General features: G+C 61.5%; 25 protein-coding genes and 1 pseudogene. 21 read left to right on the top strand and 5 right to left on the bottom strand.

What is annotated here, in order from left to right; all coding sequences use genetic code 11:
* Nucleotides 1-39 precede the first annotated feature (39 nt).
* The 14 genes from eno to BS629_RS31125 all read left to right on the top strand — a co-directional run bounded on the left by eno (nt 40) and on the right by BS629_RS31125 (nt 11,786).
* Nucleotides 40-1,314, top strand: a complete 1,275-nt coding sequence (eno, locus tag BS629_RS31190) for a phosphopyruvate hydratase (protein WP_018241901.1) — start codon at nt 40-42, stop codon at nt 1,312-1,314.
* A 137-nt stretch (nt 1,315-1,451) separates the two neighbouring features.
* On the top strand, nt 1,452-1,772 hold the full coding sequence (locus BS629_RS31185) for an FtsB family cell division protein (protein ID WP_018241902.1): 321 nt from the start codon (nt 1,452-1,454) through the stop codon (nt 1,770-1,772).
* Nucleotides 1,773-1,917: 145 nt separating this feature from the next.
* A complete protein-coding gene (pdhA, locus tag BS629_RS31180; RefSeq protein ID WP_012757327.1) occupies nt 1,918-2,964 on the top strand; it encodes a pyruvate dehydrogenase (acetyl-transferring) E1 component subunit alpha in 1,047 nt (348 codons plus the stop codon).
* Between the two features lie 15 nt (nt 2,965-2,979).
* Entirely contained in the window at nt 2,980-4,365 is a 1,386-nt protein-coding gene (locus BS629_RS31175; RefSeq protein ID WP_018241903.1) for a pyruvate dehydrogenase complex E1 component subunit beta, read from the top strand.
* A gap of 15 nt (nt 4,366-4,380) precedes the next feature.
* Complete coding sequence (locus BS629_RS31170) at nt 4,381-5,742, top strand: pyruvate dehydrogenase complex dihydrolipoamide acetyltransferase (protein ID WP_018241904.1); 1,362 nt, start codon at nt 4,381-4,383, stop codon at nt 5,740-5,742.
* A 19-nt stretch (nt 5,743-5,761) separates the two neighbouring features.
* On the top strand, nt 5,762-6,403 hold the full coding sequence (locus BS629_RS31165; RefSeq protein ID WP_018241905.1) for an SGNH/GDSL hydrolase family protein: 642 nt from the start codon (nt 5,762-5,764) through the stop codon (nt 6,401-6,403).
* 2 nt (nt 6,404-6,405) lie between these two features.
* The gene (locus BS629_RS31160) at nt 6,406-6,987 is read left to right on the top strand and encodes a GNAT family N-acetyltransferase (protein ID WP_018241906.1); all 582 of its coding nucleotides are present in this window, start codon (nt 6,406-6,408) and stop codon (nt 6,985-6,987) included.
* A 16-nt stretch (nt 6,988-7,003) separates the two neighbouring features.
* Nucleotides 7,004-8,452, top strand: coding sequence for a dihydrolipoyl dehydrogenase (gene lpdA, locus BS629_RS31155; RefSeq protein WP_018241907.1), 1,449 nt, complete (start codon nt 7,004-7,006; stop codon nt 8,450-8,452).
* A 76-nt stretch (nt 8,453-8,528) separates the two neighbouring features.
* Nucleotides 8,529-8,783 carry a GlsB/YeaQ/YmgE family stress response membrane protein gene (locus BS629_RS31150; protein ID WP_003539329.1) on the top strand — a complete coding sequence of 85 codons (255 nt, stop codon included), beginning with the start codon at nt 8,529-8,531 and terminating at the stop codon, nt 8,781-8,783.
* A gap of 20 nt (nt 8,784-8,803) precedes the next feature.
* A complete protein-coding gene (locus BS629_RS31145; RefSeq protein WP_012757333.1) occupies nt 8,804-9,052 on the top strand; it encodes a GlsB/YeaQ/YmgE family stress response membrane protein in 249 nt (82 codons plus the stop codon).
* A gap of 46 nt (nt 9,053-9,098) precedes the next feature.
* A complete protein-coding gene (gene lipA, locus BS629_RS31140; RefSeq protein ID WP_003559117.1) occupies nt 9,099-10,070 on the top strand; it encodes a lipoyl synthase in 972 nt (323 codons plus the stop codon).
* Nucleotides 10,071-10,138: 68 nt separating this feature from the next.
* A complete protein-coding gene (locus BS629_RS31135) occupies nt 10,139-10,687 on the top strand; it encodes a P-loop NTPase family protein (protein WP_018241908.1) in 549 nt (182 codons plus the stop codon).
* A gap of 40 nt (nt 10,688-10,727) precedes the next feature.
* The gene (locus tag BS629_RS31130; RefSeq protein ID WP_018241909.1) at nt 10,728-11,324 is read left to right on the top strand and encodes a P-loop NTPase family protein; all 597 of its coding nucleotides are present in this window, start codon (nt 10,728-10,730) and stop codon (nt 11,322-11,324) included.
* Between the two features lie 9 nt (nt 11,325-11,333).
* A complete protein-coding gene (locus BS629_RS31125) occupies nt 11,334-11,786 on the top strand; it encodes a type II toxin-antitoxin system RatA family toxin (RefSeq protein ID WP_077988721.1) in 453 nt (150 codons plus the stop codon).
* Nucleotides 11,787-11,800: 14 nt separating this feature from the next.
* On the opposite strand, the gene BS629_RS31120 is transcribed toward BS629_RS31125, so the two are convergent.
* Together BS629_RS31120 and BS629_RS31115 are read right to left on the bottom strand one after the other, a co-directional pair.
* On the bottom strand, nt 11,801-12,304 hold the full coding sequence (locus BS629_RS31120; RefSeq protein ID WP_018241911.1) for a CinA family protein: 504 nt from the start codon (nt 12,302-12,304) through the stop codon (nt 11,801-11,803).
* Nucleotides 12,301-13,518 (bottom strand): bifunctional 2-C-methyl-D-erythritol 4-phosphate cytidylyltransferase/2-C-methyl-D-erythritol 2,4-cyclodiphosphate synthase, encoded by a 1,218-nt coding sequence (locus BS629_RS31115; protein ID WP_018241912.1) that lies wholly within the window; start codon nt 13,516-13,518, stop codon nt 12,301-12,303. Before BS629_RS31115 ends, BS629_RS31120 begins: the two co-directional genes overlap by 4 nt.
* Before the next feature lie 145 nt (nt 13,519-13,663).
* On the opposite strand from BS629_RS31115, the gene dusB reads away from it, so the two are divergent.
* The 3 genes from dusB to ntrC are packed head-to-tail and all read left to right on the top strand — an operon-like array spanning nt 13,664 to nt 17,279.
* Nucleotides 13,664-14,680, top strand: coding sequence for a tRNA dihydrouridine synthase DusB (gene dusB / locus BS629_RS31110; RefSeq protein ID WP_018241913.1), 1,017 nt, complete (start codon nt 13,664-13,666; stop codon nt 14,678-14,680).
* The gene (locus BS629_RS31105) at nt 14,677-15,831 is read left to right on the top strand and encodes a two-component system sensor histidine kinase NtrB (protein ID WP_018241914.1); all 1,155 of its coding nucleotides are present in this window, start codon (nt 14,677-14,679) and stop codon (nt 15,829-15,831) included. Before dusB ends, BS629_RS31105 begins: the two co-directional genes overlap by 4 nt.
* A complete protein-coding gene (gene ntrC, locus BS629_RS31100; protein ID WP_017964172.1) occupies nt 15,828-17,279 on the top strand; it encodes a nitrogen regulation protein NR(I) in 1,452 nt (483 codons plus the stop codon). The genes BS629_RS31105 and ntrC overlap by 4 nt, the downstream gene beginning before the upstream one ends.
* A 148-nt stretch (nt 17,280-17,427) precedes the next feature.
* On the opposite strand, the gene BS629_RS31095 is transcribed toward ntrC, so the two are convergent.
* The 3 genes from BS629_RS31095 to BS629_RS31085 form a co-directional block, all read right to left on the bottom strand.
* A complete protein-coding gene (locus tag BS629_RS31095; RefSeq protein ID WP_077988720.1) occupies nt 17,428-17,784 on the bottom strand; it encodes a TraR/DksA family transcriptional regulator in 357 nt (118 codons plus the stop codon).
* 210 nt (nt 17,785-17,994) lie between these two features.
* Nucleotides 17,995-18,828 (bottom strand): universal stress protein, encoded by an 834-nt coding sequence (locus BS629_RS31090; protein WP_026188384.1) that lies wholly within the window; start codon nt 18,826-18,828, stop codon nt 17,995-17,997.
* A gap of 198 nt (nt 18,829-19,026) precedes the next feature.
* Entirely contained in the window at nt 19,027-19,410 is a 384-nt protein-coding gene (locus BS629_RS31085) for an EF-hand domain-containing protein (RefSeq protein WP_026188385.1), read from the bottom strand.
* Between the two features lie 108 nt (nt 19,411-19,518).
* On the opposite strand from BS629_RS31085, the pseudogene BS629_RS31080 reads away from it, so the two are divergent.
* The 4 genes and pseudogenes from BS629_RS31080 to ntrX all read left to right on the top strand — a co-directional run.
* Nucleotides 19,519-19,728, top strand: a pseudogene (locus tag BS629_RS31080) (helix-turn-helix domain-containing protein); the annotation flags it as partial.
* 607 nt (nt 19,729-20,335) lie between these two features.
* Nucleotides 20,336-21,325, top strand: coding sequence for a potassium channel beta subunit family protein (locus tag BS629_RS31070; protein WP_018241919.1), 990 nt, complete (start codon nt 20,336-20,338; stop codon nt 21,323-21,325).
* A 329-nt stretch (nt 21,326-21,654) separates the two neighbouring features.
* The gene (locus tag BS629_RS31065) at nt 21,655-23,925 is read left to right on the top strand and encodes a sensor histidine kinase NtrY-like (protein ID WP_018241920.1); all 2,271 of its coding nucleotides are present in this window, start codon (nt 21,655-21,657) and stop codon (nt 23,923-23,925) included.
* Nucleotides 23,915-25,279, top strand: a complete 1,365-nt coding sequence (ntrX, locus tag BS629_RS31060) for a nitrogen assimilation response regulator NtrX (RefSeq protein WP_018241921.1) — start codon at nt 23,915-23,917, stop codon at nt 25,277-25,279. Before BS629_RS31065 ends, ntrX begins: the two co-directional genes overlap by 11 nt.
* Nucleotides 25,280-25,340 lie beyond the last annotated feature (61 nt).

Genomic DNA, 25,340 nt, shown 5'->3' with positions numbered 1-25,340 from the left:
CGAACCGACTTATCACCACCCACCGAGCAGGAAGAACCCATGACTGCAATCACCGATATCATCGCCCGTGAGATTCTCGATAGCCGTGGCAACCCCACCGTCGAAGTCGATGTCTATCTCGAAGATGGCAGCATGGGCCGCGCGGCCGTTCCCTCGGGCGCCTCGACGGGCGCGCATGAGGCGGTCGAACTGCGCGACGGCGGCAAGCGCTACCTGGGCAAGGGTGTCGAAAAGGCGGTGGAAGCCGCCAACACCGAGATCTTCGATGCCATCGGTGGCATCGATGCTGAAAACCAGATCCAGATCGACAACATCATGATCGAGCTGGACGGCACGCCGAACAAGTCGCGCCTCGGCGCCAACGCCATCCTCGGCGTGTCGCTCGCCGTCGCCAAGGCTGCTGCCCAGGCGTCCGGCCTGCCGCTCTACCGTTATGTCGGCGGCGCTTCCGCCAGCCTGCTGCCGGTGCCGATGATGAACATCATCAACGGCGGCGCCCACGCCGACAATCCGATCGATTTCCAGGAATTCATGATCCTGCCAGTCGGCGCCGATTCGATCGCCGAAGCCGTGCGCATGGGTTCGGAAGTCTTCCATACGCTGCGCAAGGAACTTGCCGCGCAGGGCCATAACACCAATGTCGGCGACGAAGGCGGTTTCGCACCGGGTCTGAAGAGTGCTTCGGAAGCTCTCGACTTCATCATGAAGTCGGTCGAGAAAGCCGGCTACAAGCCGGGCGAGGACATCTACCTCGGCCTCGACTGCGCCTCGACCGAATTCTTCAAGGACGGCAAATACGTTCTCGAAGGGGAAGGCCGCACGCTGGAATCGGGCGCCATGGCCGAATATCTGGCTGAGCTCGCCGCCAAGTATCCGATCATCTCGATCGAGGACGGCATGGCCGAAGACGATTGGGACGGCTGGAAGACGCTGACTGACCTGACCGGCAAGAAGACCCAGCTCGTCGGCGACGATCTCTTCGTTACCAACTCCGCCCGTCTTCGCGACGGCATCCGCATGGGCGTCGCCAACTCGATCCTCGTCAAGGTCAACCAGATCGGCTCGCTGACGGAAACGCTCGATGCCGTCAACACGGCGCACAAGGCGGCCTATACCGCCGTCATGTCCCACCGCTCCGGCGAGACCGAAGATTCGACCATCGCCGATCTCGCGGTCGCCACCAACTGCGGTCAGATCAAGACCGGCTCGCTGTCGCGTTCCGACCGTCTTGCCAAGTACAACCAGCTGATCCGCATCGAAGAGGGCCTCGGCCCGCAGGCTCAGTATGCCGGCCGCTCGATCATTCGCGGCTGATCGGATCTGATGTTCAATGGTTTAACCCGCGCCTTCCCGGCGCGGGTTTTTTATTGCCCGGTTTTTAGAGTCAACGAACGGTTAATCTCTGCGCGTTAGATTGAACGAATTGGTAATGCGTTCAAGAGCATGCGTGTATGTGGACAAAGCATCATAAGAAGAGAAAGATCGGTCGCTTCGTCATTCCGGCCATGACGGTCGCCTTCCTCTCCTATTTCGGTTATCATTGCATCCATGGCGATTACGGCCTGCGCGCAACGGAGACGTTCGAGCATCAGCGTGTCGCGCGTGAAAAAGAGCTTGCAGTCTTGAAGGCGAAGCGCGAACATCTGGAAAATCAGGTCGCGCTCCTCAGTGACGGCTCGCTCGACAAGGATATGTTGGACGAAAAAGCGCGTTATCAGCTCAACATGTCGCGCGCGGACGAGATCGTCATATTCAACCATTATTCCAATTAACCGAAAACAGGTTAATTTGAATTTTCATAGTTTTTCCAATAATTTAGCAGCGAATACGAGCCATGCAATTATGGCATTGCTGTGGTCATATTTCTTCCCTATGGTACGCCCCACCAAGAAACGACAAACCCATAGGGAGGGTTGAATGGCGCCGCGAAAGACCGCGACCGTTTCCAGCCGCAAAACTGCAGCAAAACCGGCAGCCAAAGCATCGAATGGAGGCCCTGTAGCCGACTTCGATCGCAATGAAGAGCTCAAGGCCTATCGCGAGATGCTGTTGATCCGCCGCTTCGAGGAGAAGGCCGGCCAGCTTTACGGCATGGGCTTCATCGGCGGCTTTTGTCACCTCTACATCGGTCAGGAAGCTGTCGTCGTCGGCATGCAGATGGCGCAGAAGGATGGCGACCAGGTCATCACCGCTTATCGCGATCACGGCCATATGCTGGCAACCGGCATGGAAGCACGCGGCGTCATGGCGGAACTGACCGGGCGTCGCAGCGGCTATTCCCACGGCAAGGGCGGCTCGATGCACATGTTCTCGAAAGAGAAGCATTTCTACGGCGGTCATGGCATCGTCGGTGCCCAGGTCTCGCTCGGAACGGGTCTTGCCTTCGCAAACCGCTACCGCGGCAACGACAATGTCTCCATCGCCTATTTCGGCGACGGCGCCGCCAACCAGGGCCAGGTCTACGAGAGCTTCAACATGGCTGCTCTCTGGAAGCTGCCGATCGTCTATATCGTTGAGAACAACCGTTACGCCATGGGGACGTCGACCGCGCGCGCCACTGCGCAGTCGAACTACTCGCTTCGTGGATCCGGCTTCGGCATCCCCGGCATTCAGGTCGACGGCATGGACGTCCGCGCCGTCAAGGCTGCGGCCGACGAGGCGCTCGAACATTGCCGTTCCGGCAAGGGCCCGATCATTCTCGAAATGCTGACCTATCGTTATCGCGGTCACTCGATGTCCGACCCGGCGAAATATCGCTCCAAGGACGAAGTGCAGAAGATGCGCTCCGAGCATGACCCGATCGAACAGGTCAAGGCTCGCCTCGTCGAAAAGGGCTGGGCTTCCGAAGACGATCTGAAGGCGATCGACAAGGATGTCCGCGATATCGTCGCTGACAGTGCCGATTTCGCCCAGGCCGATCCGGAGCCGGATGCATCCGAGCTCTATACCGACATTCTGCTCTAATCGGGGAGGGAACCCATGCCTATCGATATCCTCATGCCCGCCCTCTCTCCGACCATGGAAGAAGGCACACTGTCCAAATGGCTGAAGCAGGAAGGTGACAAGGTCACCTCCGGCGACGTGATTGCCGAAATCGAAACCGACAAGGCGACGATGGAAGTCGAAGCCGTCGATGAAGGGATCATCGGCAAGCTGCTCGTCGATGCCGGCACTGAAGGCGTCAAGGTCAATACCAAGATCGCCGTTTTGCTGCAGGACGGTGAATCCGCTTCGGACATTTCCGCCGCCAAGCCCGCCGCCGCGGCAGCGCCCGCGGTTGCCCAGGAAGAGAAGCCGACCAACACCGGTTCCGCCTCCGCACCGCTTCCGGCCGAGCCGAAGGCTGTCGTTCCGAACGACCCCGAAATCCCGGCCGGCACTGAAATGGTGTCGACGACCGTGCGCGAAGCGCTCCGCGACGCCATGGCCGAAGAAATGCGCGCCGACGAAAACGTCTTCGTCATGGGCGAGGAAGTCGCCGAATACCAGGGCGCTTACAAGGTCACGCAGGGGCTGCTGCAGGAATTCGGCCCCCGCCGCGTCGTCGATACGCCGATCACCGAGCACGGCTTTGCCGGCGTCGGCGTCGGTGCCGCAATGGCCGGCCTTCGCCCGATCGTCGAATTCATGACCTTCAACTTCGCCATGCAGGCGATCGACCACATCATCAACTCCGCCGCCAAGACGCTCTATATGTCCGGCGGCCAGATGGGTGCTCCGATCGTCTTCCGCGGCCCGAACGGTGCTGCGGCTCGCGTCGGCGCCCAGCACAGCCAGGATTATGCAGCCTGGTACAGCGCCATCCCCGGCCTGAAGGTCGTCATGCCCTACACGGCATCCGACGCCAAGGGCTTGCTGAAGGCTGCGATCCGCGATCCGAACCCGGTCATCTTCCTCGAAAACGAAATTCTCTACGGCCAGCACTTCGACGTGCCGAAGCTCGACAATTTCGTCCTGCCGATCGGTAAGGCCCGCATCCATCGTCCGGGCAAGGACGTCACTGTGGTGTCCTTCGGCATCGGCATGAGTTATGCGACCAAGGCTGTCGCCGAACTCGAGAAGATCGGCATCGACGTCGAACTGATCGACCTTCGCACCATCCGCCCGATGGACCTGCCGACTGTAATCGAATCGGTGAAGAAGACTGGCCGTCTGGTCACCGTCGAGGAAGGTTATCCGCAGTCCTCCGTCGGCACCGAAATCGCCACCCGCGTCATGCAGCAGGCCTTCGACTATCTCGATGCGCCGATCCTGACGATCGCAGGCAAGGACGTTCCGATGCCTTACGCCGCCAATCTCGAAAAGCTTGCCCTTCCGAACGTCGGCGAAGTGGTCGATGCGGTGAAGGCTGTTTGCTACAAATAAGGGGAGGGTGTTTCGATGCCGATCAATATCACGATGCCCGCCCTCTCTCCGACCATGGAGGAAGGCAATCTTTCCAAATGGTTGGTCAAGGAAGGCGACAAGGTCAAGTCTGGCGATGTGATCGCCGAGATCGAGACCGACAAGGCGACGATGGAAGTCGAAGCCGTCGATGAAGGCACGGTCGCCAGGCTCGTCGTTGCCGCCGGCACCGAAGGCGTCAAAGTCAATGCGTTGATCGCGGTTCTCGCCGCCGATGGCGAGGATGTCTCCGCTGCCGCAAGCGGTGCGGGTTCCGCCGCCCCAGCGCCGAAGGCAGACGGTGCAGCCGCGCCGAAGGCCGAAGCTGCACCGGCTCCGGCCCAGTCCACTCCGGCTGCGGCACCTGTAACCGCCCCCGCGCCGGCCTCGGTTTCATCGGATGGCAGCCGCACCTTCTCTTCGCCGCTTGCCCGCAGGTTGGCCAAGGAAGCCGGTATCGACCTTTCGGCAGTCGCAGGCTCCGGCCCGCACGGCCGCGTCGTCAAGAGCGACATCGAAGCCGCCGTTGCCGGCGGTGGCGCCAAGGCTGCTGCTGCGCCCGTATCCGCTGCCGCCCCGCAGGCTGCCGCGCCTGCTCCGGCCGCCGCTGCACCGAAGGGCGCGTCCGAAGAAGCCGTGCTCAAGCTCTTCGAACCGGGCTCTTACGAGCTCGTGCCGCATGACGGCATGCGCAAGACGATCGCCAGGCGTCTGGTCGAATCCAAGCAGACGATCCCGCATTTCTACGTCAGCGTCGATTGCGAGCTCGATGCGTTGCTGGCGCTGCGCGCCCAGCTGAACGATGCGGCTCCGCGCAAGGACAACGCTCCGGCCTACAAGCTCTCGGTCAACGACATGGTCATCAAGGCCATGGCGCTGGCGCTGCGCGACGTTCCGGATGCCAACGTCTCCTGGACCGACAGCAACATGGTCAAGCACAAGCACGCCGATGTCGGCGTCGCCGTCTCGATCCCCGGCGGCCTGATCACCCCGATCATCCGCAAGGCCGAGGAAAAGACCCTGTCGACGATCTCCAACGAGATGCGCGATCTCGGCAAGCGGGCCAAGGATCGCAAGCTGAAGCCTGAGGAATATCAGGGCGGCACCAGTTCGGTCTCGAACATGGGCATGATGGGCGTGAAGAACTTCGCAGCCGTCGTCAACCCGCCGCATGCGACGATCCTCGCGGTCGGCGCCGGCGAGCAGCGGGTCGTCGTCAAGAAGGGCGAAATTACGATTGCCACCGTGATGTCCGTCACGCTCTCGACCGACCATCGCTGCGTCGACGGCGCGCTCGGCGCCGAGTTGCTCCAGGCCTTCAAGGGCTACATCGAGAACCCGATGGGCATGCTTGTCTGATAGCGGCGCGGAGGCGGAAATGACCAAGACCGTTCTTTGCTATGGTGACTCGCTGACCTGGGGTTATGACGCCGAGACGATCGGCCGTCATGACTACAAAAATCGCTGGCCGAGCGTGCTTCAGGCAGCGCTCGGCCATGAGGCGCGCGTTATCGCCGAAGGCTTGAACGGTCGCACCACCGCTTTCGACGACCATCTCGCCGATTGCGACCGCAACGGTGCTCGCATCCTGCCGACGATCCTGCAGACCCATGCGCCGCTCGACCTCGTCATCCTTCTGCTCGGCACCAATGATATGAAGCCGGTCGTGGCAGGCTCGGCCTTTGCCGCCTGCCAGGGTATCAGCCGACTCGTGCGGCTGATCCGCAATCATGCCTGGCCCTTTGAATTCGATGGGCCGGAGATTCTGATCGTGGCGCCGCCGGCGATCCGCGCGACGGGCAACGTGCCTTTCGCCGCATCCTTTCCCGGCGGTATCGAGGAATCGGCAAAACTTGCAACGCTTTATCGTGATCTTGCCGACGAACTCGGTTGTGGCTTCTTCGACGGCAATTCCGTCGCCAAGACCACGCCGATCGATGGCATTCACCTCGATGCGGACAATACGCGTGCGCTCGGACGCGGGCTGGAATCGATCGTGCGGATGATGCTGGGGATCTGACCATGGCCTCCTTCATCGCCCTCCGGCAGGCCTCACGGCGGGATGCCTCGGAGCTGGCGATTCTGGCGGATATCGCATCGCGCGGGTTTGCCTCCTGGCTCTGGTTTGCCGGTGTGGAAAACGGCGTGAGCGATACGCCGCTGGAGCGGGGCCGGCTGAAGATGAGCGAGGAGGAAGCCGTCGGCGGCTGGCGGGATGCCGTCATTGCCGAGGCCTATGGCGAGGTCGCGGGTGTGGCGATCGGCCATGCGCTGGGTGAGGGGATAGGCGATATCGAGGCGACGATTCCGGCAACCGCACCGATGCTCGCCTTGCAGAAAACGGTTGTGGGAAGCTGGTTCATCGGCAGTCTCGGCGTCTATCGCCATCTGCGCGGCATCGGCATCGGACGCAGGCTGCTCGACGATCAGATCGAAAGGGCCGATCGGCGGCCCGTCAGCCTGATCACCGCAAGCGACAACGAAGCGGCTTTGTCGCTTTATGGAAGAAACGGATTCCTGGAGGCTGCGCGCGCCGATGCCGTGCCGCTCTTCGAAAACAGCAAGAGACACGCGTGGGTGCTCATGACCCGCAGCGCAGCGTAACAAAGGCAGGAAACACATGGCTGAATCCTACGACGTCATCATCATCGGCTCGGGTCCCGGCGGCTATGTCGCTGCTATCCGTGCCAGCCAGCTCGGCCTCAAGACCGCGATCGTCGAGCGCGAGCATATGGGCGGCATCTGCCTGAACTGGGGCTGCATCCCGACCAAGGCGCTGCTGCGCTCGGCCGAGGTGCTCGACCACGCCAATCACTTCAAGGATTTCGGCCTCGTTCTCGAAGGCACGGTCAAGCCGGATGCCAAGGCCGTCGTCGGCCGCTCGCGCGCCGTCTCCGCCCGACTGAATGCCGGCGTCGGCTTCCTGATGAAGAAAAACAAGATCGACATCATCTGGGGCGAAGCGAAGATCACCAAGCCCGGCGAGATCGTTGTCGGCAAGTCGACGAAGCCCGTTGTCGAGCCGCAGCATCCGCTGCCGAAGAACGTCAAGAGCGGCGAGGGCGCCTATACCGCCAAGCACATCATCATCGCGACCGGCGCCCGTCCGCGCGCGCTGCCTGGCATCGAGCCGGATGGCAAGCTGATCTGGACCTATTTCGAGGCGCTGAAGCCGGATGTGCTGCCGAAGTCGCTGATCGTCATGGGCTCAGGCGCGATCGGCATCGAATTCGCCAGCTTCTATCGCTCGATGGGCGTCGATGTGACCGTCGTCGAAGTCATGCCGACCATCATGCCGGTCGAGGATGCCGAGGTAACGGCGATCGCCCGCAAGCAGCTTGAAAAGCGCGGCCTCAAGATCTTCACCAGCGCCAAGGTCTCGAAGGTCGACAAGGCCACGAACAGCGTTACCGCCCATGTCGAGACGGCCGATGGCAAGGTGCAGCAGATCACTGCCGACCGGCTGATTTCGGCCGTCGGCGTTCAGGGCAATATCGAGAATCTCGGCCTCGAGGCGCTCGGCGTCAAGACCGACCGCGGCTGCGTCGTCATCGACGGCTACGGCAAGACCAATGTCGCCGGCATCTATGCGATCGGCGATGTCGCCGGCCCACCGATGCTGGCGCACAAGGCAGAGCATGAGGGCGTCGTCTGCGTCGAAAAGATCGCCGGCCTCCCGAACGTCCATCCCACAGACAAGGGCAAGGTTCCGGGCTGCACCTATTGCAATCCGCAGGTCGCCTCTGTCGGCATCACCGAAGCGAAAGCCAAAGAGCTGGGCCGCGACATCCGCGTCGGCCGCTTCTCCTTCGCCGCGAACGGCAAGGCGATCGCGCTCGGCGAAGACCAGGGCATGGTGAAGGTGATCTTCGACAAGAAGACCGGTGAGCTGCTCGGCGCCCACATGGTCGGCGCCGAAGTCACCGAGCTCATTCAGGGCTTCGTCGTCGCGATGAACCTCGAAACGACCGAGGAAGAGCTGATGCACACGATCTTCCCGCATCCGACCGTGTCCGAAACGATGAAGGAAGCGGTGCTAGATGCTTACGGCCGTGTGCTGAACGCTTGAGAATTTCCGAAGCTGCCCTTTATGTCCGGAGTGGAAAGCCACGCCGCTAGGGTGGAAAAAACGAAAGGAAATCATCATGTCTATGGAGACGCAGGCGTTGCTGGTATTTTTACTGATTGGCCTGGTTGCAGGCTTCCTCGCAAGCCTGGTCGTCGGTGGCGGCGGGCTGATAAGATGCCTGCTGAGCGGCATCATCGGCGCCTTCGTCGGCGGTTATCTGTTCAGCGCGCTCGGTATTTCGCTGGGCATTGAAAACGCGCTGGTGGTGCAGATCATCCACGCCACCGTCGGCGCCATCATCGTGGTTCTGATCGCAAGGGCGGTCGCTTGAGGCGTAACTGAGGGCAGGGCATGGAAAGCGTCGGTTGGATTTCGGCAATCATCATCGGTGGGCTTGCGGGCTGGCTCGCCGGCAAGCTGATGGAAGCGCGATACGGGATTTTTCTGAACATCGTGCTCGGCATCGTCGGTTCGGTCGTCGCAAGCGCCGTCCTCGCGCAATTCCATGTCGAGGTGGTCGGCGGACGGCTCGGTTATTTCGTGACGGGTTTCCTCGGAGCCTGCCTGTTGATATTCCTTGCGCGGCTGGTGCGGCGCTAGATCCGATCGATTTGCCGCATAGGGGCGGTAGAAAGCTGAAACTGCAATGGTGACGATCCTCGATACGATCAATCCCGACGCCAAGCGCGTGCGGCATCCCGAGAAGGCGCATCGGCCTGATACGGAAGTCATGCGCAAGCCGGACTGGATTCGCGTCAAGGCGCCGACCTCCAAGGGTTATGCCGAAACGCGGGCGATCGTGAAGGAGCACAAGCTCGTCACCGTCTGCGAGGAGGCCGGCTGCCCGAATATCGGCGAGTGCTGGGACAAGAAGCACGCGACCTTCATGATCATGGGCGAGATCTGTACCCGCGCCTGCGCCTTCTGCAACGTCGCCACCGGCAAGCCGAATGCGCTCGACATGGCCGAGCCGGAGAATGTCGCCAAGGCGGTCAAGGAGATGGGCCTCAGCCACGTCGTCATCACCTCGGTCGACCGTGACGACCTGGAGGACGGCGGCGCCGAACACTTCGAAAAGGTGATCTGGGCAATCCGTGCGGCCTCGCCGATGACGACGATCGAGATCCTGACGCCCGACTTCCTGAAGAAGCCGGGTGCGCTGGAGCGCGTCGTCGCCGCCAAGCCCGACGTCTTCAACCACAATATGGAAACAGTGCCCGGCAACTATCTGACGGTTCGCCCCGGCGCCCGCTACTTCCATTCTGTCCGCCTGCTGCAGCGGGTGAAGGAACTCGATCCCACCATGTTCACCAAATCGGGCATCATGGTCGGTCTTGGCGAAGAGCGAAACGAAGTCCTCCAGCTGATGGATGATCTGCGCACAGCCGATGTCGACTTCCTGACGATCGGCCAGTACCTGCAGCCGACGCGCAAGCACCACAAGGTCGAAAGCTTCGTCACCCCCGACGAGTTCAAGTCTTATGAGACCGTCGCCTACAGCAAGGGCTTCCTGATGGTCGCCTCCAGCCCGCTAACCCGCTCCTCCCACCATGCCGGCGACGACTTTGCCCGGCTGAGAGCGGCGCGCGAAAAAAAGCTGCTGATGGCAGCCGAGTAACATCTGGTACTTGCTTTTTGATTGAACCGCGGCGATTTTCGCCGCGGTTTTTCTTTGGGAGGCCGACGATGAACATCACCTCCGGATTGAAATCGCCGCTGATCGAAGCCGACCGTATCCTGGTGATCGGCTGCCCCGGCGGCGGCAAGAGCAGGCTTGCAACGCGGCTTTCGCGAGCGCTCGACCTCAACTACATCTCCATGGACCGCGATTTCTACTGGCTACCGGGCTGGCGAAAGAGGCCGCGCGACGAGATCGACCGCCGGATAGCCGAGGCGGTGGCGGAAAAACGCTGGATCATGGATGGAACCGGCCTCAGCTCCTTCCATCTTCGCCTGCCGCGCGCGGATGCCGTCATCTGGCTTCGGCTGCCCAGATATGCATGCCTCTACGGCGCCCTATCGAGAGCATTCCGCTACTTTGGGCGTAACCGCCCCGAACTGCCTGCCGGCTGCCCGGAACGCCTCTCGCTGGACGCGCTTGCCTATATCTGGAATTTCGAACGGCATGCCGCACCTCTGATCGAGGCAGCACTTCGCGATCACGGGCTTTTCAATTCCACCGTCATCATAAGATCGCGCAAAGCAGCTAACCGGCTCGCCGCTCTTAGCGCTTGAGTCGCGCCGGCGAAACGCACGTTTTGGCTCGAGGGAGTTGATGATGGATCAGAGAGTAGACTTGCCGCCGCGTCAGCAGATCACCGATCTTAAACAGGCTGCGGAGCATACTCGCACAGCCCGCCGCATCCTCGTCATGGGTTGCTCGGGCGGCGGCAAATCCACGCTATCGCTGAAGATTGCCAAGCGCTTCGGGCTTTCCTACATTTCGCTCGATCGCGACGTATTTTGGCTTCCCGGCTGGGTGGTGCGCGACAGGGTCGAGCAGAGAAATATCATCGCCAGCCGGATCCTCGAAGAACGTTGGATCATGGACGGCACGAACCCATCCTCCCTGGACATTCGGCTGCCGCGCTCCGATTTCGTCATCTGGGTCCGCATGCCGCGGCTTCTCTGTATCTGGGGCGCAATCAGCCGGTGGGCGAAATGGATCGGCCGCACTCGCCCCGAAATGGCGCCGGGCTGTATCGAGAAGGTCGATTGGGAATTCCTCCGCTTCATCTGGACCTTCGAGGAGAAATTTGCGCCGCGCCTCGTCGCCGGCATCGCCGCACATGGCCCTGACGTGCCGGTTCTTCAGCTAAAATCCCGCCGCCAGATGCGCGAGCTTCTTGATCTTCTCGGCCGGCCCGATTAATTGCCGCCTATGCCGCAATTCGAAACGCACCGTCCCGTCCCGCACACGCCCGAGCAGATGTTCGACCTCGTCGCCGATGTCGAGCGCTATCCGGAATTCCTGCCGCTCTGCGAAGCGCTGGCCATCAGGAGCCGCAAGGAGCGCGACGGCAAGATCCTGCTCGTCGCCGACATGACGGTCGGCTACAAGGCGATCCGCGAGACCTTCACGACGCAGGTGCTGCTGAACCGGCCCGAGTACGTCATCGAGGTCAAATATATCGATGGCCCGTTCAAATATCTCGACAATCGCTGGCATTTCGCCGAGACGCCTTCTGGCGGCTGCACCGTCGATTTCTTCATCGACTATGAGTTCAAGAGCCGCATTCTCGGCGCGCTGATGGGCTCGATGTTTGACCGCGCCTTTCGCATGTTCACCGAGGCCTTCGAGACCAGGGCAAACAGGATCTACACGCCGGCTTGATGAGCGAACCCGCGTCAGGCAGCAAGGAGCGAGCGCACCATCTCCAGCGCCGTCCTGATCGTCGCCAGCCGAACCTCGCTGCGGCCGATATCGCCATAGAGCATTTTCCGATGGATGAGCGCGCCGGCGCGCGATTTGGCGGCGAGATGCACGAGGCCGACCGGTTTTTCCGCCGATCCGCCGCCAGGGCCGGCAATACCGGTGACAGCAACGGCGATCTCGGCGCGTGAACGGAAGAGGGCGCCGTGCACCATCTGTTGTGCCGTTTCCTCGGAGACGGCCCCGAAACGCAGCAGCGTTTCCGCCTGTACGCCGAGCATCTCGATCTTTGCAGTATTCGTATAGGTGACGAAGCCGCGGTCGACGACGGCTGATGAACCCGATATCTCCGTCAGCGCCCCGGCAATCAGTCCGCCGGTGCAGGATTCGGCGGTCGAGAGCATCAGCCCTGCAGCCGTGAAGTCACGGATGATCGCCTCCGCCATCGAAATTATATCCTGAGGAAAAGGGCTCATCATTTCCTTCCGCGATAGACGACGGTGGCAGTCGCGATCGCCGCGATGCCTTCGCGCCGGCCGACGAAGCCGATCGTCTCGTTGGTCGTCGCCTTGACCGAGCAACGCTCGATAGCGATGCCAAGATAATCCGACAGTTTCGCTCGCATGGCCTCGCGATGCGGGCCGACCTTCGGTGCCTCGGCGATCAGCGAGACGTCGGCATTCATGATCGTGCCGCCGCGCTCGCGCACGATCCGGGCGGCATGCTCGATGAAGATCCGCGAGGCCGCCCCTTTCCATTGCGGGTCGGACGGCGGGAAATGATCGCCGATATCGCCGGCGCCGCAGGTGGCGAGCAGCGCGTCCGTCAGCGCATGCAGCGCGACGTCGGCATCCGAGTGACCTTTCAGCTTCTGATCATGCGGAATGAACACGCCGCAGAGTGTCACGCCATCGCCGGCTACGAGCTGGTGCACGTCGTAGCCGTTGCCGGTGCGCACGTCTGGAAGCAGCGAAGTCGACAGCTTGTCGTCGGCCATGGCGATATCGTTCCTGACCGTCAGCTTGACGTTGTCGGGCGTGCCCTCGACGATCGTCACCGGAATGCCCAGCCATTCGGCGATCGAGGCATCGTCGGTGAAATCGCTTCGTCCGCTCGCCGCCGCCTTCTCATGCGCCTCGAGGATCGTTTCGAAGGCGAAGGATTGCGGCGTCTGCGCCGCGTAGAGATGCTCGCGTGAAACCGTTGTCAGCACGGTGCCGGCGCTGTCGGCGCGTTTCAGCGTATCGGTGACCGGGATCGCCGGCAGGACCGCCTGTGCGCCGGCGTCAAGGCTCTCGGCAATGCGGTCCAGAAGCACATGGTCGAAGAACGGCCGCACGGCATCGTGGATCAGCACATGGCTGATTTGCTTGTCCTTGAGGTATCTGAGGCCGGCAAGCACGGATTGCTGCCGGGTGGCGCCACCATGCACCGTTTCGATTGGCGTTGCCGAGATGATGTGGCGGAAGGCTCTTGCAAACAGCGCCTCGTCATCCGGATGAATGACGACGACGATCTGCGTTGCCGCTTCCCATGTCATGAAGTTTTCAAGCGTATGCACGATAACCGGCTTGCCGCCGATCATGCGATACTGCTTGGGGCCCTCCGTGGAGGATCCCGCGCGCTCGCCGCGGCCGGCGGCCACGATGACAATTCCAGCCGATATCGGTTGCTTAGAAGGCATTTGCAGCATAAATCCCCTAAAATATGCGGAATTGACCCGAGTGCTCTAACGTCTTGCTTTGGCCTTTTCCAGCATCTGCCCGAAAAATATCAATTCCCATCCCAGCCCCCTTGGCAAGCTAGGGAATAATGGCTAAAAATAATGCAGTTCTATTGTGTGCCCGAAAGATAATCAATTGATTTCCAAGGACCTCGCAGCGCCTTTCCGAATCGGACCCGTGTCCGTGCGGAACCGCGTTGTGCTGGCGCCGATGTCCGGCGTCACGGATATGCCCTTCCGCGAGCTTGCGTGGCGCTTCGGTGCCGGCCTCGTCGTCACCGAAATGGTGGCGAGCCGCGAACTGGTCAACGACACGGCCGAGTCCTGGTCGCGGCTGCGGGCTGCGGGCTTCCGGCCGCATATGGTGCAGCTTGCCGGGCGCGAGGCGCACTGGATGGCCGAGGCTGCCAAGATCGCCGCCGATCATGGCGCCGATATCATCGACATCAACATGGGCTGTCCGGCAAAGAAGGTGATCGGCGGTTATTCCGGCTCGGCGCTGATGCGCGATCCCGATCATGCGCTCGGCCTCATCGAGGCGACGGTCAAGGCCGTCGACATTCCGGTAACGCTGAAGATGCGCCTCGGCTGGGACGAGAATTCGATTAACGCGCCTGACATCGCGCGTCGCGCCGAGGCAGCCGGCATCCAGCTTGTGACCATTCACGGGCGCACCCGTATGCAATTCTATGAAGGCCGGGCCGATTGGGACGCGATACGCGCCGTCCGCGATGTGGTCTCCATTCCGCTGATCGCCAATGGCGATGTCGAAACCGCAGGCGATGCGCAGGAAATATTGCGCCGGTCTGGGGCCGATGCCGTGATGATCGGCAGGGGCTGCCAGGGCAGGCCGTGGCATGCCGGCACCATATCCGGTGTGCCTGCACCGCAATCCCTGAAGATCGCCGAGCTCGCCGTCGAGCATTACCGCATGATGCTGGATTTCTACGGCGAAGCGGTGGCGATCCGCCACGCCCGCAAGCACCTTGGCTGGTATCTCCAGCGTTTCGCGCCTGATCTGTCAGGCGCGGAAAAGGCGGAGATTATGACCTCGCGCGACCCGCGCGAGGTGGCCGCGCGCCTCTACGATGCGCTTGCGGCGAGTATTGTCGACAGCCGGGAGGCGGCATGACAAAGGATATGACATCTCCGTCCGATCACGCCGGCGGGACCGTCGCCATGGCCGTGCTGAACGCCATCCAGAACCCCGTCATCATGGTCGACGAATCCGGCTTTGTCGTTTTCGCCAATTGGGAGGCGGAGGCCTTCTTCGGCGCTAGCGCCTCGCATCTGGCCCGTTACCGTATCTCGACCTTCATTCCCTTCGGCAGCCCGCTGCTCGCCTTGATCGACCAGGTGCGCGAGCGCAAGGCGCCGGTCAACGAATATCGCGTCGACCTGAGTTCGCCCCGCCTCGGCCAGGACAAGCTCGTCGATCTCTATGTCGCCCCGGTGCTCAGCGAGCCCGGCGCCGTCGTCATCGTTTTTCAGGAACGCTCGATGGCCGACAAGATCGACCGGCAGCTGACACATCGCGCCGCCGCCCGCTCGGTGACCGGTCTTGCCTCGATGCTGGCGCATGAGATCAAGAACCCGCTCTCCGGCATACGCGGCGCCGCCCAGCTGCTTGAGCAGTCTGCGATCGATGACGATCGGGCGCTGACCCGGCTGATCTGCGACGAGACCGATCGCATTGTCTCGCTGGTCGACCGTATGGAAGTCTTTTCCGACGAACGCCCCGTCGACCGCATGCCGGTCAATATCCATTCCGTGCTCGATCACGTGAAGGCCGTCGCCAAGGCAGGTTTTGCCCGCAACATCCGAGTTACCGAAAGTTATGACCCGTCGCTGCCGGCCGTTTATGCCAATCGCGATCAGCTCGTCCAGGTCTTTCTCAATCTGGTGAAGAACGCCGCCGAAGCGGTCGGCGATCGGCCGGACGGCGAGATCATGCTGACGACGGCCTATCGCCCGGGCATCCGTCTTTCGGTCGCCGGCACGCGCGAAAAGATCTCGCTGCCGCTGGAATTCTGCGTCCATGACAACGGTCCCGGCGTTCCCGCCGATCTGGTGCCGCATCTCTTCGATCCCTTCATCACCACCAAGCCGAACGGCAGCGGCCTCGGCCTGGCGCTGGTCGCCAAGATCATCGGCGATCACGGCGGCATCATTGAATGCGACAGCCAGAACAGCCGCACGACATTCCGCGTTCTCATGCCGGCGTCGAAGGACGCCTCGCTTGAGGACGCCTCTATAGCAAGCTCGACAGGACCTTCTCGATGACAGCCACGATCCTCGTTGCAGATGATGATGCGGCCATCCGGACCGTGCTCAACCAGGCTTTGAGCCGCGCCGGCTATGACGTTCGCATCACCTCCAACGCCGCTACCCTCTGGCGCTGGATTTCGGCAGGCGAGGGCGATCTGGTCGTCACCGATGTGGTGATGCCCGACGAGAACGCCTTCGATCTGCTGCCGCGCATCAAGAAGGCGCGGCCCGACCTGCCCGTTCTCGTCATGAGCGCCCAGAACACCTTCATGACCGCCATCAAGGCCTCGGAAAAGGGCGCTTACGACTATCTGCCGAAGCCCTTCGATCTCACCGAGCTGATCGGCATCATCGGCCGGGCGCTTGCCGAGCCGAAGCGCAAGCCTGCCAAGCTTGAAGACGACATGCAGGACGGCATGCCGCTCGTCGGCCGGTCGGCGGCGATGCAGGAAATCTACCGCGTGCTCGCCCGCCTGATGCAGACGGACCTGACGCTGATGATCACCGGCGAATCCGGCACCGGCAAGGAGCTCGTCGCCCGCGCGCTGCACGACTACGGCAAGCGCCGCAACGGCCCGTTCGTCGCAATCAACATGGCGGCGATCCCGCGTGATCTGATCGAATCCGAACTCTTCGGCCACGAGAAGGGCGCTTTCACCGGCGCGCAGACCCGCTCGACCGGCCGCTTCGAGCAGGCCGAAGGCGGCACGCTCTTCCTCGACGAGATCGGCGACATGCCGATGGACGCCCAGACACGGCTTCTGCGCGTCCTGCAGCAGGGCGAATACACCACCGTCGGCGGCCGCACGCCGATCCGCACCGATGTGCGCATCGTTGCCGCCACCAACAAGGACTTGAAGCAGGCGATCAACCAGGGCCTCTTCCGCGAGGATCTCTATTACCGCCTCAATGTCGTGCCGCTACGCCTGCCGCCGCTGCGCGACCGCGCCGAGGATATTCCCGACCTGGTGCGCCATTTCATCCAGCAGGCCGAAAAGGAGGGCCTTGGCTCCAAGCGCTTCGATCAGGAAGCCCTGGAGCTGATGAAGGCCTATGCCTGGCCGGGCAACGTCCGTGAGCTGGAAAATCTCATCCGCCGTCTGATGGCGCTCTATCCGCAGGATGTGATCACCCGCGAGATCATCGATGCGGAACTCCGCTCCGACGTGCCCGACAGCCCGATCGACAAGGGGCCGATCCGCAGCGGCTCGATGACGATCGCGCAAGCCGTCGAAGAGAACATGCGCAGCTACTTCGCAGGCTTCGGGGACAATCTGCCGCCCCCCGGCCTCTATGACCGTGTGTTGACGGAAATGGAATATCCGCTGATCCTCGCCGCACTGACGGCGACGCGCGGCAACCAGATCAAGGCGGCCGATCTTCTCGGTCTCAACCGCAACACCTTGCGCAAGAAGATCAGGGAACTTGGCGTCTCGGTCTACAGAAGCTCCCGCACCGCCTGAGCGTGTTGGGCTTGCACGGTGCTGCGGAGGGATGTCGAACGCGCATCCTCCCGGTCGCGATGACGCTCATGAATGGCTCATCAGCGCACGCGCCGGCTGAGCTGGACCGATATCAGATAGTGCTTCATGAGCATGGTGACCTTGCAACTCAGGCTTCAAACGACTGAGCGCAAGACTGACAGAAAGGTGTGTGGGGGACGGCGTCAAGCCTCTTCTCGCCGATCGGCTTGCTGCATTTCACACATGTGCCAAAAGTTCCGGCTTCAATCCGGTCCAACGCCGCTTGGACGGCGAGGAGCTCCTTTTGTCCAGCTTCGCCGAGTTCTTCCAGGACTTCATCGTTATTTCGCTCTGTGGCACGATCATCATCGTCAGGATTCCGAGGTTCTTCGAAATCATTCTCGATCGCTTGCAGGCGGGTTGCTAGCTCGCGCCGGCGTTGCTCAAGGATCGCCTTGTGCTTTTCGATATACTGCCTCGTTTGTGAGGAGGACTGCTTCTGCATGATCGCTCTCCAGCCGGCCTATGTTCGCGACCGACACCTTGTTTTGCGGGGAATTTCGCCCCTGACGGGAAGTAGCTTTCGGTCCGCGAGTGTCCAGGCTTCCTTGTCCGAAGAGCCAACTTGCAGGATACTGCTTTACATTGGCTTCGCCCAGGGCCGTGACTCGGAAACGGGCAGAAGAAGGTCACAGACCCATGCGGGCAGTTTCCTTCAATGTGACATCAGCACCGGCAGCAGAGGCTTTTCCAAGACGCCATCGGTTGCTCCGCCCAGGACGAAATCTCGCAACCTCGAGTGTCCAAATCCTCCCATGACCAGCATATCGGCGCTCAGTTCCAGTGCTGTTTGTTGAATGCTCTGACCGGTCGATGACGACGTAAAGCGAGTGACCGTTGCGCTTGCATTGACGCCGCTCGAAACCAAGATCTCAGCGAGATGCGCCCCGGTTGTCTCCGGCAGCGGCTTTTCGCCCGTCAGAGAGAGGACCGAAACCCGCTTGGCCTTGTGAATGAATGGGTTTGCATCGCTGACGGCCCGAGCGGCGGCTCGACTTCCGTCCCAGGCGATGACCAGATGGTCGATTGGGCCCGCAAGGGTCTTGTTGGGAAAGATGATGGCTGGCCGGCCGGATCCGAATATGACCGCTTCGGCGACAATACGGGTATCCGGAACGTCCGCGATACATTCGAGAATAGCCAGATCGAAGAACCGTGCTTCCGTGGCCACCGTCTCGTGCAATAGAGGCAAGGTGGTTTTGACCGTTCGACAAGATAATTCAACCATGGCGTTCGCTGCGAGGTTGGTCGCCGCGGCAACCAGGGTTGCGGCGCGATCGCGGCTCAAAGTCTCGGCATGCTCGATCATCTGTGGAGTATCGAGCAGCAACGACGACCAGGCGTTGGGAATGTGCGGGATCCCGACCCGTAGCGCGCAGGCGTGAAGATTTGCACCGTAGTACCCCGCAAACGCTACAGCGTTCGAAATGATCAATCCGGAACTTGAATCGGGATATGTTGCCAGCGGGAGAAAATATTGTGCCGTCATGTCCTGCTCCATCTCTCGCGGACTGTCACGATTGCAATCTATTCCATTCGTCGCAAGTCGGCATTGATGTAACGCAATTGCCGGCGCTCCGGCTTCTCTGGCCTTGGCACGGCGCCGCGTAAGGCTAGCCCCGAAGGAGCATTGCACCTGGAGTTGGTGGTTGCTGCTCACATGGGGTGGCAAATGCCGAGGCGCCGGTCAAATGTCCTGCATAAACGCCTGCATTTCTTCAGGTGTGACTTTGCCGTCATTGTTTGCGTCGACCGCGTCGAAGACGCGTTTGTGGATTGCGGTCAACTCTTCGAAAGAAATTGCGCCGTCCCCATTGGTATCGGCGACGACGAACATGATCTTCATCATATGACCGCGCATTGGCCCCATCATGCGCATTCCTTCATTCATGTCCGATGATATCATGTTGCGGCTCATCATGCCGGGCATCATTTTCGATCCTTCGGCCGCGGGCTTAACCTCCGACTGAGCCGAGTCTGGACTTTTCGTCTGGGCGGACGCGATGCCCACGGCACCGACGCCACCGAGCAAGGCCAGCACAGTGATAGTTGGCAGTCTGAGCATGGACATTCTGCATCTCCTCTTTGAGCCATTATCCTCCATCACGATGGAGCTGCTTTTAGAGATACGACGAATGCCGGATTCAAGCGTTGCGTTGGATCAAACTGCCTGTGCTGCTTCGCAGGCTTCGGGGACAATCTGCCGCCGCCCGGCGTCTATGACCGTGTGCTGACGGAAATGGAATATCCGCTGATCCTCGCCGCACTGACGGCGACGCGCGGCAACCAGATCAAGGCGGCCGATCTTCTCGGTCTCAACCGCAACACCTTGCGCAAGAAAATCAGGGAACTTGGCGTCTCGGTCTACAGGAGTTCTCGCACCGCCTGAGCTCGCTCGGGGGCGCGATAAAAAGAAGGCGGCGGGCCCTCATGTTTGCCCACCGCCCACCCCTCCCGGCGTCCGCCGCCACGGTCGGGAGGAGAGGTGAGCCTATCTGAGCCAGGTCGCGGTTTATATCCAAGCAGACAAACAAAGGTGCGGTGTCATTCAACAGTCACATAAGCATTTGTGAGGAGTGATTTGGCGCCAGGCGAATGTCATTGAAGTTGCTGCGGTCGTCGTCGCCATGCCTGTGGATAAGCTGTGGATATCCGGTGGACGACACGATCAACCAGCGGGCGATAACGTCGCAGATTCCAATCGCATGTTGCCTATCCGTTCCGAATCTCATCATTCTGCGGTCGCTGCTATCGACCTCCGCCGCAAACGTCGTCGATCGCATGCCACGGGCGCTCCGACTGATGTCGTGGAGCGCCCTTTTTCTTTACGGTCGGGCTGACGGGAGCTGCGACATTGTGTTTTGGTCAACTTGGCGGGCTGAGCCTCGCATATCGTTGAGCATGCCATAGATTACGCGAATCGGTCGTCGATCAATCGGGCGACGCCGACCCCGGTGACAGGCCGGCACATATTCATAATTTACGGGAGTTGCATGATGGAATATCGACGTTTGGGAAAGTCGGGCCTGAAGGTGAGCGAGTTCTCCTTCGGCTCATGGGTCACGTTCGGCAAGCAGGTCAATGGAGGCGACGCCGTCGACCTCATGAAGCTTGCCTATGACAACGGGGTGAACTTCTTCGACAATGCCGAAGGATACGAGAGCGGCAAGTCCGAAATCGTGATGGGCGAGGCGCTCAGCAGGCTTGGCTGGAGCCGCGACAGCTTTGTCGTTTCCAGCAAGGTCTTCTGGGGAGGCCAGAAGCCGACGCAGCGCGGCCTGTCGCGCAAGCATGTGACCGATGCCTGCCATGCGGCGCTCAAGCGGCTTCAGGTCGACTACCTCGACCTTTACTTCTGCCACCGCCCGGATATCGACACGCCGATCGAGGAAACAGTCCGGGCAATGCATGATCTCGTTGCCCAGGGCAAGGTGCTCTATTGGGGCACGTCGGAATGGTCGGCGCAGCAACTGACGGAAGCCTACGCCGTTGCCCGGGACTTGCGCATCACGCCGCCGACCATGGAGCAGCCGCAGTACAACATCTTCGAACGCCAGAAGGTCGAGTCCGACTATCTGCCGCTCTATGACCTGATCGGCCTTGGCACCACGATCTGGTCACCGCTCGCCTCGGGCGTCCTGACCGGCAAGTACAATAACGGTGTGCCGGCCGACAGTCGTATGAACCTGCCGGGCTATGAATGGCTGAAGGAAAAGTGGTCGAGCGATGCCGGCCTTGCCCAGCTCAAACAAGTTGGCGAACTCGCAAAGCTCGCGGACGAGATCGGGATATCGATCACGCATCTCGCCCTTTTGTGGTGCCTTGCCAACCGGAACGTCTCGACCGTCATTCTTGGAGCCTCGCGCGCCAGCCAGTTGCAGGACAATCTCGCGGCCCTCTCACACCGAGAGAAGGTGACGTCTGACGTGCTGGACCGGATCGACACGATCGTCGGAAACAAGCCCGAAGGACCACGTCGCTTCTAAAGCATGTCGCGCAAAAGTGTGCAGCGGTTTTGCGCTAACGACATGCGTCAAACAAAGACCTAAAGCGCGAGGAGCGATCTGAAAGATTGCGACGCGCTTCAGTGAAACAACTTCCCTCGACGGGTCAGATTAAGGCTCGTCGAGGGAAGCACGGCTTGACAACGTGACGAGACGCGTTGCATTTTCGCCACAATGCGTTGCTTAAAGGTCACGCAAGGGTTTAGGTATTTCGCTCCCGATCGAGTCGTTGCGACGCTGGCTTTCTGAGCCGGCGTTGCTTGGTTTCGATTGATGGCGAGGGCGGCAGGTGCCGTCCGAAGAGAGGCCGAATGACGCAGGATGGGGTATCGCCGGCGGCGGCGGGCGAGACGGTGACGACGGTGACCGATCGCCGCGCCCTTTTTGCTGTGCCTGGCCTTGTGCTCGCCGGCGGCGCGCTTCTCTGCGCCACGGCCACGCTTTTCGTGCTGCTCGGCCTGACGCCGATCGCGCCGACGTCGCATGTCGTCATCACCTCGGTGATCGTCAATTCCTTCTTTGTGCTGACGCTGCTCGCCTTGATCGCTCGCGAGGTAGCAAGGCTGCTGAAGGCGCGCACCCGCGGCCGTGCCGCAGCCCGCCTGCATATCCGCATCGTCGTGCTCTTTTCGATCGTCGCGATCACGCCGGCGATCCTCGTCGCCATCTTTGCCAGTATCACGCTGAATGCCGGCCTTGACCGCTGGTTTGCCCTGCGCACCCAGTCGATCGTCAGCTCGTCGCGCAATATCGGCCAGGCCTACATGATGGAGAATGCCAGCTACCTGCAGGGGCAGACGGTCTCCATGGCCAACGACCTGGAGCGCAACCGCGCGCTCTACAGCCTCGACAGGACGGGCTTTGCCGACTTGATGACCCGCCAGGCGAGGGGCCGCGGCCTGCTTGGCGCCTTCCTCGTCGAGCGCGACGGCTCGGTGATCGTCCAGGCCGATATCGCCACCGAAAAGCCGCTGCCGGCCATTCCGCAGGACGCATTGGAAAAGGCCGCCGCCGGCCAGCCGACGCTGATCCCGCCCGGCGTTACCAATCTCGTCGGCGCTATCATCAAGCTCGATGCCATCCAGAGCACCTTTCTCTATACGGTGCGCGCCGTCGATCCCAAGGTCATGGGCGCCATGCGCATGATGGAGGAGAACGCCACCGAATACCGCTCGATGGAGGCCAACCGCTTCTCGCTGCAGATCGCTTTTGCCGTGCTCTACATCGGCTTCGCGCTGATCGTGCTCCTGGCGGCGATCTGGACTGCGATCGCCGTCGCCGACCGCATCGTCCGGCCGATCCGCCTGCTGATCACGGCGGCCGACAGCGTTGCATCGGGCAATATGGATATCGTCGTGCCGGTGCATGCCGTCGACGGCGACGTCGCCAATCTCTCGCGCACCTTCAACAAGATGATCTCGGAAATCCGCACCCAGCGCGACGAGATCCTCGAGGCCAAGGACGAGGTCGACGACCGACGCCGTTTCATCGAAGCGGTGCTATCGGGCGTCACCGCCGCCGTCATCGGCGTCGAGCAGGACCGCCGCATCGCCATCGTCAACAGCTCGGCCGAGACGCTGATGTCACTGTCGGCCGACGAAATGCTCGGAAAGCAGCTGGTCGACATCGCGCCGGAGGTCGATCAGGTGCTGACCGAGGCGGCGGTGCGTTATCGCGGCGATTTCCGCAAGCAGATTGCGCTGGTGCGCGGCGGCACTGTGAGGACGCTGAGCGTGCAGGTCACCCGCGAGGAAGTGCGCGACATGAGCGAATCCTACGTGATCACGCTCGACGACATCACCGATCTCGTCATCGCCCAGCGTTCGACCGCCTGGGGTGACGTGGCAAGGCGCATCGCCCATGAGATCAAGAACCCGCTGACGCCTATCCAGCTTTCCGCCGAGCGCATCCAGCGCCGCTACGGCAAGCAGATCGATCCGGGCGACCGGACCGTCTTCGACCAGTGCACGGATACGATCATCCGACAGGTCGGCGATATCGGCCGCATGGTCGATGAATTCTCCGCCTTTGCCCGCATGCCGAAGCCGACCAAGGAGCCGAGCGACCTGCGCAATATCCTGCGCGACGCGATCTTCTTGCGTGAGATGGGCAACCATCACGTCACCTTCGAACAGGATTTCGGGGAGCAGCCGCTGGAGGGCCTGTTCGACAGCCGCATGCTCGGCCAGGCCTTCGGAAATCTCATCAAGAATGCTGTGGAATCGATCGAGGCGGTGCCGAGCGACGAGCGGGACGAACGCAAGATTCTCGTCCGCGCCGCACTCGATACCGGCCGCGACCGCTTCACCGTCGACGTGATCGACAATGGCCGCGGCCTCCCGGTGGAGAACCGCCACAGCATTCTGGAACCCTATATGACGATGCGCGAGAAGGGCACCGGCCTCGGCCTCGCCATCGTCAAGAAGATCATCGAGGAACATGGCGGGCAGCTCGAGCTGCATGATGCGCCCGCCGATTTTGACCGGGGAAGAGGGGCCATGATCCGCGTGCATCTGCCACGCCTGGATCCGACGCCTGCTGCCCCCGCAGCCAATGACAAGGAAAGCGTTTATGGCTTCTGATATTCTCGTCGTCGACGATGAGCATGATATTCGCGAGATCGTTTCCGGCATTCTCTCCGACGAAGGGCACGAGACGCGCACCGCCCATGACAGCGACAGCGCGCTGGCGGCAATTTCCGATCGCGTACCGCGGCTGATCTTCCTCGATATCTGGATGCAGGGCAGCAAGCTCGATGGTCTATCGCTACTCGACGAGATCAAGACCCGCCATCCGGAATTGCCCGTCGTGATGATATCAGGCCATGGCAACATCGAGACCGCCGTCTCGGCGATCAAGCGCGGCGCCTTCGATTTCATCGAGAAGCCTTTCAAGGCCGACCGGCTGATCCTGATCGCCGAACGCGCGCTGGAGAATTCCAAGCTGAAGCGCGAGGTTTCCGAGTTGAAGCGCCGCACCGGCGACGCACTGGAGCTGATCGGCACATCGGTCGCCGTTTCGCAGCTGCGCCAGACGATCGAGAAGGTGTCGCCGACCAACAGCCGCATCATGATTCTCGGCGCCTCTGGCTCCGGCAAGGAGCTGGTGGCGCGAATGATCCACAAGAAGTCGGCCCGCGCCAACGGCCCCTTCGTTGCGATCAACGCCGCCAACATCACGCCCGAACGCATGGAGGTGGCGCTGTTCGGCACCGAGGGCACGCCCGGCCAGGCGCGCAAGATCGGCGCGCTCGAGGAAGCCCATCGCGGCATCCTCTATCTCGACGAAGTGGGCGAAATGCCGCGCGAAACGCAAAACAAGATCCTCCGCGTGCTGGTCGATCAGCAGTTCGAGCGCGTCGGCGGTTCCAAGCGCGTCAAGGTCGATGTCCGTATCATTTCCTCGACCGCCTACAATCTCGAGAGCCGCATCGCCGAGGGTTGGTTCCGCGAGGATCTCTACCACCGCCTTGCCGTCGTGCCGGTGCGTGTGCCGGCGCTGGCCGAACGGCGCGAGGACATTCCCTTCCTCGTCGATCAGCTGATGCGCCAGATATCAGAGCAGGCCGGCATTCGTCCGCGCCGCATCGGCGACGACGCCATGGCGGTGCTGCAGGCGCATGACTGGCCCGGCAACATCCGCCAGCTGCGCAACAATATCGAGCGGCTGATGATCCTTGCCCGCACCGATGGCCCGGATGCGCCGATCACCGCCGACATGCTGCCGACCGATCTCGGCGACATGCTGCCGAAAGTGTCCGCCAAGAACGACTATCACATCATGACGCTGCCGCTGCGCGAAGCCCGCGAGATGTTCGAGAAGGATTACCTGATCGCCCAGATCAACCGCTTTGGCGGCAATATCTCTCGCACCGCGGAATTCGTCGGCATGGAGCGTTCGGCGCTGCACCGCAAGCTGAAGTCGCTCGGCGTCTGATTGTATCCGGCGCGGCCGAGGCCGCGCCGCCCCCTATATATTGCTTCCCGGAAGACCAGGT

It is taken from the genome of Rhizobium leguminosarum bv. viciae USDA 2370 (genome assembly GCF_002008365.1).
In the GTDB taxonomy this organism is placed as follows: Bacteria; Pseudomonadota; Alphaproteobacteria; order Rhizobiales; family Rhizobiaceae; genus Rhizobium; species Rhizobium leguminosarum.
This window is presented reverse-complemented; position numbering and strand designations above follow the sequence as displayed.